Here is a 14,801-nt window from a genome sequence, read left to right on the forward strand (position 1 = left end):
TCCAAACCGCTTTTTTGATAATATCTGCTGTATTAAAATTTGAAGCTTATACCAATTTTAAGAGGTGCTGCATTGTAACCAACTTCAGCAAATACGGCCGTTGTTGGTTTAAAGTAATATTTTGCGCCGGCAAAAATACCTACAAAAACACCGCTGCCATATCCATCATTATAAAATCCTGAATAGCCGTCCGGGTCACTAAATGAAGATACACGGTATCCTAACGAAGGACCTGCGTAAAGATCCAATTTGTCTGTTTTTAAGAAATGTTTTCCGTAATGATAAGAACCACGAGCAGCAATAGTGAAAAAGTTGTATCTCCATTTATATCCACTAAAACCGTAATTCCATGTCGTAAAATCGGCTTGCGCACCGACACTGATAAACTCATGAATTCCTACTTCGTAAGACGCGCCTACCCCAACTCCGCCACCACCATAGGTACCACCTAGGTTAAGTCCGACGTTCAATAACTTATCCCCTTTTTCATATTGTGCAAAAGCCGAGTGTGAGGTCACGCCCAAAATGGCAATAACGATTAGCGTTGATAGAATCTTTTTCATGTTGAATAATTGTTAGAAGTATAATAATGGCACAAATTAAAGTGATTATTTCATCCCTTCAAAACTTGTGCCATTACTAATTATTATTCGGGGCATTATACTTGATTAACGGTCGTTTTTGGTAATATTCCCAATGAAAATCAACTATCTTTTTTCAATTTGTCATGAAAAACCTTACGGAATTTGTCAAGTTTTGGAGCAATTACATAAGCGCAATATCCCTGGTCTGGATTCTTGGCAAAGTAATCCTGATGGTAATCTTCGGCAGGGTAAAACTTGTCCGCCTTTGTTATTTCCGTCACGATGGGTTTCGCATAAGCACCGGATTTGTTTAACTCATCTTTTGCTTTTTCGGCCTCTATTTTCTGCTCATCGTTTTGGTAAAAAATGACGGAACGATACTGAGTTCCAACATCATTTCCTTGACGGTTTAATGAAGTTGGATCATGTCCGCGGAAAAATGCTTCAAGCAAAGCTGTGTAAGTGATTTTTTTCGGATCGTATTTAACCTGGATACATTCTGCATGGCCGGTCGTTCCGTCACAAACTTCTCTATAACTGGGATTTTTAACATGACCGCCGGAATAACCGGATACTACATCTTTTACACCGTCCAGGGTCTCGAACAAAGCTTCTGAACACCAGAAACATCCGGTTCCAAAGGTGGCAATTTGCGTATTGGCAGTATCAATTACGGTCGACGCCGAGGACTCCTTATCCATTTTTTTCTTTTGTTTTTTATCGGATTGTGCACACGATACCACGACCATACAGCACATTAATATAAATGTGAAAAACGGGATGTTTGGTTTCATTGAAATGATATGGTTAATTTTGAACTTATGTTAGGTAAACAACTAAAAATAGCAGAAAGTTTATACTGCAATTTTACAGATAACACGGAATTGGAATGTCTGTAACCTTATAATCCGGTTTAGTCAGATATACGATTAAAACGAATATGACGATCACAGAGCGAATAGTACAACCGGGATTCTGTATCATTATTGTATAAATAAGCTGTCATTTGTTTAGACGCAAGTTGCCCGTTTTCCTTACAGCGAATCACATGAAATTTTGATTATTTTTCAAATGACCTATTTACATTTTAAAGCATTGCATATCATTTTCGTCGTAAGCTGGTTTGCCGGGCTTTTTTACATGCCGCGACTGCTTGTTTATCACACAGAAGCACAGGATAAAATTGCCGCTGCCAGAGACGTTTTGAATGAACAATTCATCAAAATGGAAAAACTGTTATGGAATGCGATAATGGTTCCGGCCATGTGGATGACTTTAATTACCGGAAGTATTATGATTTACATTACGCCCGGCTGGCTAAGCCAGGGCTGGATGCACATGAAACTAACCTTTGTGCTTGGACTAGTGGGATATCATTTTTTTACACGAAAATTGATCCTTGAATTACAAAAGGGGCGTTTCCGGTTTTCATCCATTCAACTTCGGTTGTGGAATGAAGTAGCCACTATCTTTCTGTTTTCCATCGTTTTTCTGGTCGTACTGAAAAATTCTGTTGACTGGATCTGGGGTGTTTTAGGCCTGATCGCTTTTGCTGTAATTATTATGTCGGCAGTCAGAATTGTGAAAAAGATCCGTGAAAGAAAGGTTAGTGAATAGATATCTGAAGAATTATGATATTTATGGAAGAGATAGGCAACTTAATGTATTTGCTATACGTTAAATTATTTGGTATGATTCTTTTAAATATCAAATTGTTTATTTCTTATATACAAAATCTCAACGGTCATGGTTTATATAAATAAGGTAATATATTTCATCGCAAAGATCTGGTTTGCATTTGTAATGCTGCTGGCTTTGGTATTGACAGCGATACTTTCCTTTCCTTTTTTCATTCTGGAATGGATTGACAAATCACCAGCTAAAACAGATAATCTTGTTTTGAAAAGCAAGCTGATTCATTTAAATAAAACCTCTGGTTGAGGAATTTTATAGTTAAAAAAAAACGAGGGATTTTCCATTGGAAAATCCCTCGTTTTTTTGTCGTAATGACTAAATTTCTACGCTTTCATATAATTCCGGAATTACAACATTTTTAAATCCTGCGTTTTCCAATTTGGTTTTATAAATCTGCTGCGTGTCATATTCTCCATGGACGAGAAAGACCTTTTGAACGTGATCAGCATTCTGACAGGATAGAAATTGAAGCATTTCGCTATAATCTCCATGAGCAGAAAACGAATCCATGACTTCAATTTTCGTTTTCACTTCAAACATTTCACCGAAGATATTAACCTCCTTATCGCCTCTTTTCAAAGCTCCGGCCAACGTATTGGAAGAAGCATAACCAACAAGTAAAATCGTTGAATCCGGATCACCGATATTGTTTTTAATATGATGTTTGATACGGCCGGCCTCCGCCATTCCGGATGCAGAAATGATAATGCAGGGTTTTTTTAGATCATTTAGAGCAATGGATTCACTGGTTTCTGAAATATAATGAAGATTTGGAAAGGCAAAAGCATCGCCGTCTTTTTCAATATAATCCAGAATATCAGGGTTAAAACATTCTTCATGGTCTTTCATGATGGTAGTCGCACGAACAGCCAGCGGACTATCAATGTAAACATCAATAAGGGGCAGCTTTCCTTCACTTGATAATTTATCCAGCGTGTAAATCAATTCCTGCGTACGGTCAATAGCAAAAGCGGGAATAATAACTTTGCCCTTTTTTTCTACACAAGTTTCGCTGATAACCCGCAGCAAGTGTGCCTGCATATCATTTTCTTTTGGATGCAGTCTGTCGCCGTAAGTAGACTCGCTGATGATAAAATCGGCCTGTGGAAAAACCTGTGGTTTTCTCAGAATATTATCTTCCTGTCTGCCTATATCTCCGGTAAAAGTCAGTTTTTTGATACTCCCTTTATCCGGAATACTCAAATGAACGGCGGCACTTCCTAAAATATGTCCTGCATCGGTAAAGAAAACCGAAACTTTATCTTCTCCTAATTCAAATTTTTCTTCGTATTGAACGCCATTAAACAATGTCAGCGCTTTTTCAGCATCTTCGGAATTATATAATTCTTCGATTAACGGCCTACCCTGTTTTTCCCGGCGTTTATTGACCCGTTCCAAATCTTTTTCCTGAATGTGAGAACTATCCAGCAGCATAATTTTGCAGAGATCAGCCGTTGCCGTTGTGCAATAAATTGGTCCGGAAAAGCCTTGTTTTACCAATCTGGGAATTAAGCCGGAGTGATCAATATGGGCGTGGGAAAGTACGAGATAATCTACTTCCGCAGGTTCAAACCCAAATTTCTGATTAAAATCATCTGTTTGAATTCCCTGAAATAATCCGCAATCCAGTAATATTTTTGTGCCTTTTTCGGTTGTAATTAAATGTTTGCTGCCTGTAACGGTGCGTGCGGCACCAAAAAACTGAATTCGCATGTTATATCGACTTATCGTTTGTTGAAATTTAAAAATTAAATTTGAAGAATTTCAATCAGATAAAAGCAAATTGATTTAAATTTTTCATCAAAAGATACAATCCGTAACTTTACAACTATTCAGGCAATACATACAGTGCATTCAAATTCCGGCCAACGCCGTCATAATCCAGACCATAACCTACAACAAAACGATTGGGTATTTCGAACCCAACATAACGCAGGTCTACGGGTTTTTTAATCGCCTCGGGTTTGTGAAGAAGCGTAGCAATTTCAACAGACAATGGTTCTAAAGCGTGGATTTGCAGTAATAACTGGTGCATAGTAAGTCCGGTATCAACAATATCCTCGATTATGATGACGTCGCGGTTCGTAAGCTTTTCTTCCAAACCAATGATTTGACGTACCTTTCCGGTAGATTCCGTTGCAGTGTAAGACGAAAGCCTCACAAAAGTGATTTCACAGGAAAGAGGAATATTTTTAACCAGCTCGGAAGCAAACAAAAATGCACCGTTTAACACAACTATGAACAAAGGATTTCGTCCTTCATAATCTGAATTAATTTGGGCTGCCAGTTCAGCAATCCGGTTTTCAATGTCGTCCCGGGAAATGAACGGAGAAAAAGTTTTATCGTGAATCGTAATCATGTCAGAATTTTCTTGGACAGTAATATTAACTCTTTTTTCAAAAACACGACAGCACACAAACGTAAAATATGAATCCAACGTTAATATTGACAGATTTTTAAGCTTAAATATGAAAATAGTGCTGATTAAACCTATTGCTTTCAGTCTTGTTATTTTACTATCCATTTCATCGGCTTTCGCTCAGCTTTATTCTTCGGCGGAACTGGATAAGAATTATGACATGGTTATCAAAAATCCAAGCGTACAGATCGAAGCAACAGAGGCAATTAACATGTTGTATAACTTCAAATTTGCCGAAGCTGATGTTGAATTTCGCTGGCTGAAATACCGGTATCCCAAACACCCTATGCCTCACTTTTTAATGGGACTAGCTGAATGGTGGAAAATTGTACCGAATACTGAAATTGAAACATATGACAAAAGATTTTTGGCCCAAATGGATTCCACAATCAATTTGGCTGAGGAACTTTATGATAATGAAAAGAATAAAATCGAACCGGCATTTTTCCTGGCTGCCGCTTACGCTTTCAAAGGCCGACTTTATTCCGAACGAAAACAATGGACAAAAGCGACTTTTGCAGGCAAAAATGCGCTGAAATATCTGGATATCTGTAAAGGAAACGGAGATCTGACACCGGAGCTTTTGTTTGGTGACGGGATTTACAATTACTATGCGCAATGGGTTCCAAGCGAATATCCGTTATTGAAACCTATTCTGGCATTTTTCCCAAAAGGGAATAAAAAGCTTGGGGAACAACAGCTGGAAACGGTGGCGAACAATGCTTTTTACACACGCGTGGAAGCCCGATATTTCCTGCTTCAGATTTATAGCATGGAAAATGAGTATGGCAAAGCCTATGAAATGGCGAAGTACATGTGGCAGACGTATCCAAATAATCCTTATTTCGAGCGCTACTTTTGCCGTACAGCATTTGTGACCGGAAAAACGGCTGAAGCCGAAAAAGCGGCCCAGAATATTCTGGATAAAATCAGTCAGGGCGTGCAGGGTTATGAAGGCGTAAGCGGCCGGAATGCAGCCTACGTTTTAGGTTTTTACAATTTGCAGTATTACCGGAATTATGACCTGGCAGCAAAATATTTCAAACAGGCAGTAGATTTTGCAACTCAGACAAATTCTATGAATGCGGGTTATTATGTTTCGTCTCTTTTAGGTTTGGGTAAAATCGCAGAAATGCAGAAAAACTATGATGAAGCGTTAAGTTATTATAAACTTGCTGATGACAAAGCCGATAAAAAATCAAGTCAGGAAAAAGAGGCCCGCAAGCATATAGAATCTTTGAAAAAGCTGAAACGTGAAGAGCGCAGAAACAGAAGGAAATAACGAACTATTCCGTCGGACGGCTTTTTTTGCCGTCCGACGGGTAAGAAATCTAAGAATAAGAAACCAATTCTAAAATCGCCTTATTCCCCCTTTTTCAATTTCGCATAATGTTTGAAAAACAGAGGAATTGTTTCAATCCCTTTGTAATAGTTGAAAAGACCATAACTTTCATTAGGTCCATGCAGGCCGTCAATATCTAGTCCAAAACCCATTAATATACTTTTTCTTCCCAGTTCCTGCTCAAATAGAGCCACGATCGGGATACTTCCACCGCCGCGTGTCGGGATTGGTTTTTTACCAAATGATTCTTCCATTGCTAATTCTGCCGCGTGATATTCAAGCGAGTCTGTTGGCGTAACATAGGGCAGACCGCCATGATGAGGAACAACAGAAACTTTCACAGAAGACGGCGCAATCGATTTGAAATGTGCAGTGAACAGATCACAAATTTCCTGATCCGTCTGATTTGGTACCAAACGCATGGAAATCTTCGCATTTGCTTTTGATGGCAAAACTGTTTTTGCTCCTTCACCAGTGTAACCTCCCCAAATACCGTTTACATCCAGCGTTGGGCGAACAGAAGTCCGCTCAATGGTCGTATAACCGCGCTCTCCGGCAACTTCGTCAATCGAAAGATCTTTCTTGTATTCATTAAGATCAAAAGGCGCAGCGTTTAAAGCAGCTCTTTCCGAAGGAGTCAATTCTTCCACATTATCATAAAATCCGGGAATGGTAATATGCCCGTTTTCATCCTTCAATGATGCGATCATTTCACACAAAATATTGATGGGATTTGGAACACCACCACCATAAACTCCGGAATGAAGGTCTCTGTTGGCTCCAACAACTTCCACTTCAAGATAAGTCAATCCGCGTAAGCCGATTTCAATAGAGGGCACATCGTTGGCGATCATACTTGTGTCCGAAATCAGAATGGTATCACATTTAAGCAATTCCCGATTTGCCTTTACAAATGTTTCAAGATGTGAAGAACCAACTTCTTCCTCGCCTTCAATCATGATTTTGATATTACAAGTCAAAGAATCTGTTGCCAACATGGTTTCCAGTGCTTTCACATGCATATAAAACTGACCTTTGTCGTCGCAGGCACCACGGGCATAGATACGCTCATTTTTAATAACCGGCTCAAAAGGCGGAGAATTCCAAAGTTCATACGGATCAGCTGGCTGCACATCGTAATGGCCATAAACAAGCACAGTCGGTAAAGCCGGGTCTATTATTTTTTCACCATAAACGATCGGATGTCCCGGTGTCTGATAAATTTCAACCTTGTCCGCTCCTGCTTCTGAAATACGGTCGCGTACAAATTCTGCTGCACGGATCATATCTCCTTTGAATTTCGAATCGGCACTTACCGAAGGAATTCTGATAAGATCCAGCAGTTCATTTAAGAATTTATCCCGGTTTTTTTCGATGTAGTCATTCATTGTTTCAAGCATTATTATTTTAAAATAAATCTTTAATCCGGTTTGTTGCCGTGTTAGATTTTTTGGAAGCCCAATATAAAAAAATAACCCCTAAGGTTGGAGCCTTAGGGGTTGGTATTTCAATTTTTTAATTTTCAGGAATGTCCTTTTGATTTTGATTTCGCAAAAATATTGACGCGGCTTTCATTTCCATTAAGTAATCTGACAATGTTTTTCTGGTGTGTTATCACCACCAAAACAAACATGACAAATCCAAAAATTACAAGCAATGTTTCAGGTTGACCGAAGACTCCCAATAAGGATAATACCGGGAAAGCCAATGTTGCTAGTATGGAACTTAAAGAAACAAATTGAGAGGCGATTAGTGTCAGTAAAAATATGGTAATACTCATAGCGGCAAGCTCAGGATGAATGGCAAGCACCATTCCTAATAAAGTTGCAATTCCTTTTCCACCTTTAAATCCAACAAAAATTGGAAAAATATGACCGACAATAGCGATGACACCGAAAATAATCTTGTACATCAAAATGTCCGTTTCAGCAATTGCACCCATATAAAATAGCATGGAAGCGAGGCAAGTAGCCGTCCAGCCTTTCATTACATCAATAAGCATTACTATTGTACCAGCACGTTTTCCCAGCACTCTGAAAGTATTGGTGGCTCCCGCATTCCCACTTCCATGTTTCCGCACATCAATACCGAAATAACCAATTCCGTACCATACAGAACTCGGAATGGAACCTAACAAATAGGCGGCTATTATCGTAATGATCAACAACGTTACGTTCATTTTGTATTATTAGTAGGTTTATTTGAACTTTAAAAGTTTCTTAAAAATACGACACTTTTGTTTCTATAGCAAGCAAACAGGATTAAAACAATAAAGTGCAAAAATAGGTTTAACTATTGAAAAATTCAAATCTGGATCATAACTATATGATAATCAGAAGCCTTCTGTCTTTTCTTCTTTTTTCTTTTTTTCTTCCGCAACCGCAGCTTTTTTCTTCACCGTTTTTGCAGCAAGTTTGGCTTTTTTCAAGGCAGGCTGGTAAAAGTCGTCAAAGCGACTAACAAACATGTCCTTTTCTTCAACGCCCAAAGATACCATCGACATATCCTTAGACTTTGCATTGCTTCCTTTTGCCGTAACCAGGTCATTAAAATCAACCTGAGATGAAATCACACCAAGTTCCTTTTCTTTGTAATCAAAATAATACCAGATATCAGGTGAAGCCTGGATATACAAACTAAATTCATCACCTGCTTCTGAGCGCCGGATTTCCAGAACGCCATCCATTTGGGCGTTGATATTGTTTCTGCCAAAATTCGAAACGCCGATTGGCCCTTGTGAAAAATAAGCATTATGAACCGGCGACCAATGAAGATCAACACTCGAAAGTACTAATGGCACATCCAGCATTGGAGATGCATCAAACAATGGTTTATATCCGGCAGCCGAAAGTTTCACATATGCATCTGTTGCTTTGGAGCCAATAAGCGCAGCCAGTTTTCTGTTTAATTGTTCCGCATCATCATCAGCCGCCGTGCTATTTTGTTCTTCCAGATTTGTTTCAATGATTTTTGCAGAAAGCTGAGGTAAAACGGGCACGAGTGCGGAAAGCTTCATTAACAGCATCGCGTTAAAGGAAAACCGCGAACTATCCACCTGAACATCTGCAATCGCAGTCGATTGCAGCCAGTCTGCAGACGCTAGCTTCATTGGCCCGGAAAACGATGCTATTCCGGTTTTGTCATCAAAAGTCAAAGTATTTGCTTCATCTACAAGACTATCTTTTCCAACAGGCGGCGCTACTTTGAAAGCTTTTTTATCTTCATCATAAGCCATTGAACCTTGTGCCAGATAAATATCCTCGTCGCCATCGGACTCTTTGGGAGACAAAAATGTCATGTACATACCGCGCGTTTCATTGAAATGCAGACCAACCGAAAGGGGCAGTTCGTGTTCGTTTTTCAGGTTCTTATCAATTTTGATCGAAACGGATTCTCCCGGCGCTTCTTTGTATACGATCCATGAACTCTGGAAATCCTTGCGGAATTTGAGCATCGGTTTTACAAATCCGTCCAATTGTAAGGAAGGCTGGTAAGCAATAAGATTGATCCCGCCTTTGTATTGAATTCTTGGAGAAAGGATCAGGTTTTCAGTTTCTTTAATTTCGGCCCTGGCCGTGGTATAATACCGGATTGGGCCGGAGTCTTTATTTCCTTTTGATTTTTTTCCTTCTGCGGCGGCTCCAATTTCTACCAGCTCAAAATTCTGCATTTTGATGTTGAAGGTATCTTTCCGGGCTGTGATGTATTGGTACGTTGCAGAACCTTCAAAGCGGTTTCTTGAATCGATTTTGATATCAGCATCGCGTAAATGGTGAGAAGCGTTTAAGGTATCAATTTCTATTCTGGCTTTTTTCAATGGAACAATCCGTCCGTTACTTCCAATACTTACCATTCCTTTATCCGGAATAATTTTCACGTCAGCCGTACGAATAAATGGAACGCCACGGACATTCAACGTTACTTTTTCAACGTCGTAAATACCTTCGGAACCTTCAAAAGTCAAACCTTCCTGTTCTGGTGCAATGGAAGTGTAGGATGAAGTTTCGCCAAAACCTTTCATCAAAATGGTCTTTTTCAAAATATCCCATTTCGCCGTTGCAATCAATGTTTTATAAGCCGCAACCGGAATTTCCATACCGGAAGAATCGCTATCGAAACCAGTTGAATCGGTAACAAAGTTTACTACGGAAGTTTTGATGTTGAAATCAATGTTGACGTTTTTACCGGTCAGGATATTCTTCGCGTCTTTTAATTGTCCGCTATTGACCGTAAAACGGGAGCGGTTTGCCAGAAATCCGTCTTTGTTAAATTTAATATCCTGCGATGTGAGTTCAGAATCCTGTCGTTTCAGCTTTCCGTTTCCATATAATCCCATTGAACGCAAAAGCAGACCACCTTCCAAACTTGTAGTTCCTTTGTAAAAAGAGAAGGATTTTCCTGTTGTATTGATAAACATACTATCAGTACTTGGCGTCCAGCGCAAAGTATAATCTTTCAGCTCAACTGCCGGGAAATATCCCTTACCGATGGTTGCTTCTTTAATACTCGCCAATTCTCCGATGGCGTACAAGGAATCGGAGGCTAGCAGAATGTTTTTTGCCGTCATAGAAGCTGACAAATAGCGTAAAACTGCCTTTGATTTTAAACCTGCATTATCCATTACCAGTGTGTCCGTAAACCTGGCCATGGCTTTTCCGCCATAGATTTTCATTTCCGTTAACGGCGGTTTGTATTCAAATCCAAGGGAATTATCCGGCATACTTTTCAGGATTGTCTGGATGGGAGGAATGATACCGTTGGAATTAAATGTTCCTTCAAAAATCACATCGCGCTGATCGAGTCCATCCATATCGATTTTCGGGATTTTGAAAAATACTTCGCGTGGATAGAGAACGGTTCCACGTTCGGGCTGATCAAAATAAACGATCATACCATCCGGAACGACAAGTCTCGGTGATTTTTTTCCTTTCTGAATTCCAGATTTATTCGCTGGATCACTTAGATAAAAGGTACCGCCTTTTTCATATTTTACATGTCCCCCAACTTCTCCGGATTGCCCTTTTGCAAATTTTTCCTTCGGCGTAAAAGTGATCGAGTCACTTGGATTGACATTAACAAAAAACTGGCCGTAGTTAAATTTAAGATTCTGTCCTCTGAATTGATAGTTATTAGCTACCAGTTGTCCATTCATTGTAAAATCACGATTGCGACCAATAACAAGTTTTTTATCTGACGGGATAGCAAAAATTTTCAGCGAATCACTGACGATGAATCTGCCAACGCCCATTACAGTCAGTAATGTATCCGGCAGATTAATTGTGGCATTAGCAACTTCGTCACTGGCAGAGAACTGCGACGTAACCTGAAAATTGTCATAATCCGTCTTATCCAGACTACCCAGAACGAATAAAATTCCTTTTTTGCTGACGGCAAATTCATCCGTTTTTTTATCATAAATAAAATAGCCGTCAAGTGCGAGTCGTTGTAAAGCACGACGGATAATTACCGGATCCTGTTTGAATTTTTTTGCCAGATCTTCTGCCAGAAAAGTTAGTTTTTTTTCAGTTTGAACATAATTGGTGGCCATTAAAAGTGGCTGAAAACCAAATTCCTGGCTGATTCCCCGGAAACGTTCTTTTTTGAAAAAATCAAAAGATTCCAGTTTAACGGGTACCACTGATTTTCCGTCAATACGGAAAAACTCAACTTTATTATTAGGGAAAGTCCAGCGCATCGCCTGCGACCAGATGCTCATTTTGTGGTAAGAATCAAGATAAGGAAGCGGGCCAAAATCTGTTTTTTCAGCACGACCAAGTTTCACCTGTCCTTCGGTATCATTGTAAATAAAAGTAACTCCCGGATGCGTCACTGAGTCTTTTCCGAGCGGCATGGAAAAAGAAGCTAGGGGAGCAGAAATAATAGAATCTCTTAATGAAAACCGTTTACTGACAGCCGTAAAAGCAGGTTTGTCTTTATATGAAACCGTAATTTTTGAAGGTTCATCACTAAGCGAAGTGCTGTACATTACATTTCCAATCAGCGTAAAACCGCCTTTGTAAGCGATATTTTTACGGGAAGCCTTTAATTTGGCATCATTTGTATTGGAAACAAAACGCGGATAAGGCGCAGGTTGACTTCTGGATTTTTTTACGCTCCGGTATTCCAGAGTTCCTTTTATGGGATTTGCAAGCTGATTTTCAGCGTGTAAAGTAACATTTTGTGCAACAAGTTTGGGCTGGGTAATATTGAAAGAATAAGTATCCAGATCAACATAAACGGAAGAATCGCCCGCTGCCTGCCAGTTAAATTTTCCACCTTTCCCGGCAAAAATTCCATCTTTTAGTGAAACGCTTCCTGTTGCAGGACCGAAAGAAATGGTATCACCTGAACCAGTCATACCAAAAATGACGTTTTGCAGATCTATAATTGCGCCGGAAACCGGCATTACGGGAGCAGATTTTGGAGAAATAACTTCATTGGAATCCACCGGCGTGTCCCAGTTATCTGCGGCAGCAATTTTTTGTGCTTCTACAACTTCTGCTTTTGTAGTATCAAAACGGAATTTATAAGTACCACTTAAAAGATAAAGAGAATTGAAATTTGATGTGTACAGTCTGTTTGTTTCAATCGTATTTTTTATTGTTTCCAGAACACGTTGGAAAGTTTTTGCGTCATATTTATCGCCCGATTTTGCGGCAAGGTCGAGAAATCCATTTACATCATTTCCTGATTTAGCTAGCGTTTGGGTATTTTTGATCAGCAAATGAAGTACAGGACCCGCTTTTTGCCCTTTGGAAAACTGCGTTTTGACTATGCTCATAAATTTGGTTTGCTGAGCAGGCGTAACCGTACTCATCCAGATACTATCGAGCTGCGCGGTAGATCGCATATAAACCGGGTTTTTGCTGCCGTCCATAAGCTTTCGGACTTGTACCATAAACTGGGCCGGATCGTCTGAGGCTTTAATATTTTGGGCAGATATATTTCCCCCGATGAGCAGTATAATACAGATTAACAGGAAGTAACGAATGATCTTCATCTAGTATGTCAAAAAGTGGCCTTATAGTTTTAAAGTAAGCTATTGAAATCTAACGAATTATTGACTTCAATAGCTTAATTTCCAGGATCTATTTTTGTTTTTCAAAAACAACAGTCGCCCATTGATTTCTTGTATTGGATCTTAATTTTGTTAATCCGGTTTCAGCGGCACATTTTTCGATATCAGACTGATCCATTTCATAGAATCCGCTAACAATAAGCCAGCCGCCCGGCAATAAATGTTTTACATATTTTGGAATTTCTTCCAGTAAAATATTCCGGTTAATATTGGCGAGAATCCCGCCAAACTGTTTTTCCGCCGGAACCTCATTGATGGTTCCCTTAAATACTTCTGCCTCCTCGCCTAAGCCATTCATCGCGAAATTCTCAGCGGTATTCTCAACGGCCCATTCGTCGATATCAAAACCTAACAAACTCGTTGCTCCCAGTTTTGATGCCAAAATCGCCAGAATTCCTGTTCCGCAGCCGACGTCCATAATCGAAAGACCCGCATGAGGTAAATTTAGTTGCTCGCTCATTACAAGCCAGGTCGTTTCATGGTGGCCGGTGCCAAATGACATTTTAGGTTGAATGAGTAAATCGTAGGTAAAAGTCGGATCCGGCTCATGAAAAGTTGCCCTGATACGGATGTCTTTTCCTACTTCAATAGGCTCATAACTTCTTTCCCATTCCTCATTCCAGTTCTTTCTTTCTAACGATTTCCAGGAACTCGAAATTGCGGTAATCTCACTGTATTTGGCAATTAGCTCCTGTAAAACGGTTTCACTGAAATCTTCTTCAATGATATAGGCCTGCAAACCTTCGTCGGTTTCCACAAATGATTCGAAACCAGCCTCAGCCAGTTCGGCAATTAATATTTCTGTAAAGTCAGATTCAAGTTCGAGTTGCACTTCTACGTAATTCATGCTTTGTTGGTATAATATTCTATGGTGAAGGTCTTGAATTTTTTTATAAATTCAAGAGAAGAAAAGCGGAAGGGCGGGTTATAATCGTTCTAAATGAGTTTTGGAAGTTATTTTCCCAATTGATCAATGACCATTTGGATTTGAATTTTAAGAATGGGTAATTCTTTTCTTACAACACCCCATAGTATCTGCGTACTCACACCAAAATATTCATGGGCGATAATATTTCTAAATTGTTTTATAGGTTGCCACTCAATCTGGGGAAATCGCAATTTTGTTTCAGGAGATATAGTGGCAGTTGCTTCTCCAATAATTTCTAATTGTCTCTCCGTTGCGGAAAGGTGCAACTTACTTATCTCAAATTGCGCAAAATCCATATCTAGAAGAAATACTTCTATATTTTCAATTGCTTCCAAAATGTGAGCAAGACGCTCAGGATCTCCTAAATTACTCCTCATAAATAAGTAACTTTTCTCTGTCAATTGTAGGTTTGATGTAAGGAGAAAGCCCATCCGTTGTAACAAGATCAACCTTTCTTTCCAGAAGATTTTCCAGGGCCTCAATAATTTTGATATACTCAATCATACCGATGAGTTTGCTTTGATCAAGTTCTACCAAAATATCAATATCACTGTCCGGAAGCATCTCCTGTCTTGCAGCAGAGCCAAACAGATATGCTTTTTTGATAGGCTTATCACTCCAGAATCCAGAAAGTTTATTTTGTAAATTTTGAAGATTAGTCATTGGAGGATTGGTTTTACAAGATAAGAGCCTGAATAAAACTATACGTCAAAAGAAACAAATCTTTAACAATATAAATTTAATCAGGCTCAAAA

General features: G+C 39.3%; 13 protein-coding genes. 3 read left to right on the forward strand and 10 right to left on the reverse strand.

Annotation, left to right across the window (positions count from 1 at the left end):
- Positions 1–32: 32 nt before the first annotated feature.
- Both FZF08_RS25205 and msrA read right to left on the reverse strand, forming a co-directional pair.
- Complete coding sequence (locus FZF08_RS25205; RefSeq protein WP_159475310.1) at positions 33–563, reverse strand: hypothetical protein; 531 nt, start codon at positions 561–563, stop codon at positions 33–35.
- A gap of 140 nt (positions 564–703) precedes the next feature.
- Positions 704–1,378: a peptide-methionine (S)-S-oxide reductase MsrA gene (gene msrA, locus FZF08_RS25210; protein ID WP_159475313.1), complete on the reverse strand. Its 675-nt coding sequence runs from the start codon at positions 1,376–1,378 to the stop codon at positions 704–706.
- Between the two features lie 277 nt (positions 1,379–1,655).
- Here msrA and FZF08_RS25215 point away from each other — a divergent pair, with 277 nt between their 5' ends.
- Entirely contained in the window at positions 1,656–2,201 is a 546-nt protein-coding gene (locus FZF08_RS25215) for a CopD family protein (protein WP_159475316.1), read from the forward strand.
- A 129-nt stretch (positions 2,202–2,330) separates the two neighbouring features.
- Positions 2,331–2,525: a hypothetical protein gene (locus FZF08_RS25220; RefSeq protein WP_159475319.1), complete on the forward strand. Its 195-nt coding sequence runs from the start codon at positions 2,331–2,333 to the stop codon at positions 2,523–2,525.
- Positions 2,526–2,594: 69 nt separating this feature from the next.
- On the opposite strand, the gene FZF08_RS25225 is transcribed toward FZF08_RS25220, so the two are convergent.
- Together FZF08_RS25225 and hpt are read right to left on the reverse strand one after the other, a co-directional pair.
- Positions 2,595–3,992 (reverse strand): MBL fold metallo-hydrolase RNA specificity domain-containing protein, encoded by a 1,398-nt coding sequence (locus FZF08_RS25225; RefSeq protein ID WP_159475322.1) that lies wholly within the window; start codon positions 3,990–3,992, stop codon positions 2,595–2,597.
- A 115-nt stretch (positions 3,993–4,107) separates the two neighbouring features.
- Positions 4,108–4,638, reverse strand: a complete 531-nt coding sequence (hpt, locus tag FZF08_RS25230) for a hypoxanthine phosphoribosyltransferase (RefSeq protein ID WP_159475325.1) — start codon at positions 4,636–4,638, stop codon at positions 4,108–4,110.
- A 109-nt stretch (positions 4,639–4,747) separates the two neighbouring features.
- Between hpt and FZF08_RS25235 the strand changes: the two genes are divergently transcribed.
- Complete coding sequence (locus FZF08_RS25235; protein ID WP_159475328.1) at positions 4,748–5,980, forward strand: tol-pal system YbgF family protein; 1,233 nt, start codon at positions 4,748–4,750, stop codon at positions 5,978–5,980.
- 80 nt (positions 5,981–6,060) lie between these two features.
- Here FZF08_RS25235 and FZF08_RS25240 read toward each other — a convergent pair whose 3' ends face one another.
- From FZF08_RS25240 to FZF08_RS25265, 6 genes are all read right to left on the reverse strand, one after another.
- Positions 6,061–7,428 (reverse strand): dipeptidase, encoded by a 1,368-nt coding sequence (locus FZF08_RS25240; RefSeq protein WP_159475332.1) that lies wholly within the window; start codon positions 7,426–7,428, stop codon positions 6,061–6,063.
- 134 nt (positions 7,429–7,562) lie between these two features.
- Positions 7,563–8,219, reverse strand: a complete 657-nt coding sequence (gene plsY, locus FZF08_RS25245; RefSeq protein WP_159475335.1) for a glycerol-3-phosphate 1-O-acyltransferase PlsY — start codon at positions 8,217–8,219, stop codon at positions 7,563–7,565.
- Between the two features lie 153 nt (positions 8,220–8,372).
- A complete protein-coding gene (locus FZF08_RS25250) occupies positions 8,373–13,040 on the reverse strand; it encodes a hypothetical protein (RefSeq protein ID WP_159475338.1) in 4,668 nt (1,555 codons plus the stop codon).
- An 88-nt stretch (positions 13,041–13,128) separates the two neighbouring features.
- Positions 13,129–13,965 (reverse strand): 50S ribosomal protein L11 methyltransferase, encoded by an 837-nt coding sequence (gene prmA / locus FZF08_RS25255; RefSeq protein WP_159475341.1) that lies wholly within the window; start codon positions 13,963–13,965, stop codon positions 13,129–13,131.
- A 107-nt stretch (positions 13,966–14,072) separates the two neighbouring features.
- Positions 14,073–14,423, reverse strand: coding sequence for a DUF86 domain-containing protein (locus FZF08_RS25260; RefSeq protein WP_159475344.1), 351 nt, complete (start codon positions 14,421–14,423; stop codon positions 14,073–14,075).
- Positions 14,413–14,709 carry a nucleotidyltransferase family protein gene (locus tag FZF08_RS25265; RefSeq protein WP_159475347.1) on the reverse strand — a complete coding sequence of 99 codons (297 nt, stop codon included), beginning with the start codon at positions 14,707–14,709 and terminating at the stop codon, positions 14,413–14,415. The genes FZF08_RS25260 and FZF08_RS25265 overlap by 11 nt, the downstream gene beginning before the upstream one ends.
- Positions 14,710–14,801: the final 92 nt, after the last annotated feature.

The organism is Dyadobacter sp. 3J3 (assembly GCF_009801115.1).
Lineage (GTDB): Bacteria > Bacteroidota > Bacteroidia > Cytophagales > Spirosomataceae > Dyadobacter.

Bases quoted from the DNA above. Each gene is read 5' to 3' on its own strand.
- FZF08_RS25205 (WP_159475310.1), bottom strand. From the start codon at position 563: ATGAAAAAGATTCTATCAACGCTAATCGTTATTGCCATTTTGGGCGTG.
- msrA (WP_159475313.1), bottom strand. From the start codon at position 1,378: ATGAAACCAAACATCCCGTTTTTCACATTTATATTAATGTGCTGTATG.
- FZF08_RS25215 (WP_159475316.1), top strand. From the start codon at position 1,656: ATGACCTATTTACATTTTAAAGCATTGCATATCATTTTCGTCGTAAGC.
- FZF08_RS25220 (WP_159475319.1), top strand. From the start codon at position 2,331: ATGGTTTATATAAATAAGGTAATATATTTCATCGCAAAGATCTGGTTT.
- FZF08_RS25225 (WP_159475322.1), bottom strand. From the start codon at position 3,992: ATGCGAATTCAGTTTTTTGGTGCCGCACGCACCGTTACAGGCAGCAAA.
- hpt (WP_159475325.1), bottom strand. From the start codon at position 4,638: ATGATTACGATTCACGATAAAACTTTTTCTCCGTTCATTTCCCGGGAC.
- FZF08_RS25235 (WP_159475328.1), top strand. From the start codon at position 4,748: ATGAAAATAGTGCTGATTAAACCTATTGCTTTCAGTCTTGTTATTTTA.
- FZF08_RS25240 (WP_159475332.1), bottom strand. From the start codon at position 7,428: ATGAATGACTACATCGAAAAAAACCGGGATAAATTCTTAAATGAACTG.
- plsY (WP_159475335.1), bottom strand. From the start codon at position 8,219: ATGAACGTAACGTTGTTGATCATTACGATAATAGCCGCCTATTTGTTA.
- FZF08_RS25250 (WP_159475338.1), bottom strand. From the start codon at position 13,040: ATGAAGATCATTCGTTACTTCCTGTTAATCTGTATTATACTGCTCATC.
- prmA (WP_159475341.1), bottom strand. From the start codon at position 13,965: ATGAATTACGTAGAAGTGCAACTCGAACTTGAATCTGACTTTACAGAA.
- FZF08_RS25260 (WP_159475344.1), bottom strand. From the start codon at position 14,423: ATGAGGAGTAATTTAGGAGATCCTGAGCGTCTTGCTCACATTTTGGAA.
- FZF08_RS25265 (WP_159475347.1), bottom strand. From the start codon at position 14,709: ATGACTAATCTTCAAAATTTACAAAATAAACTTTCTGGATTCTGGAGT.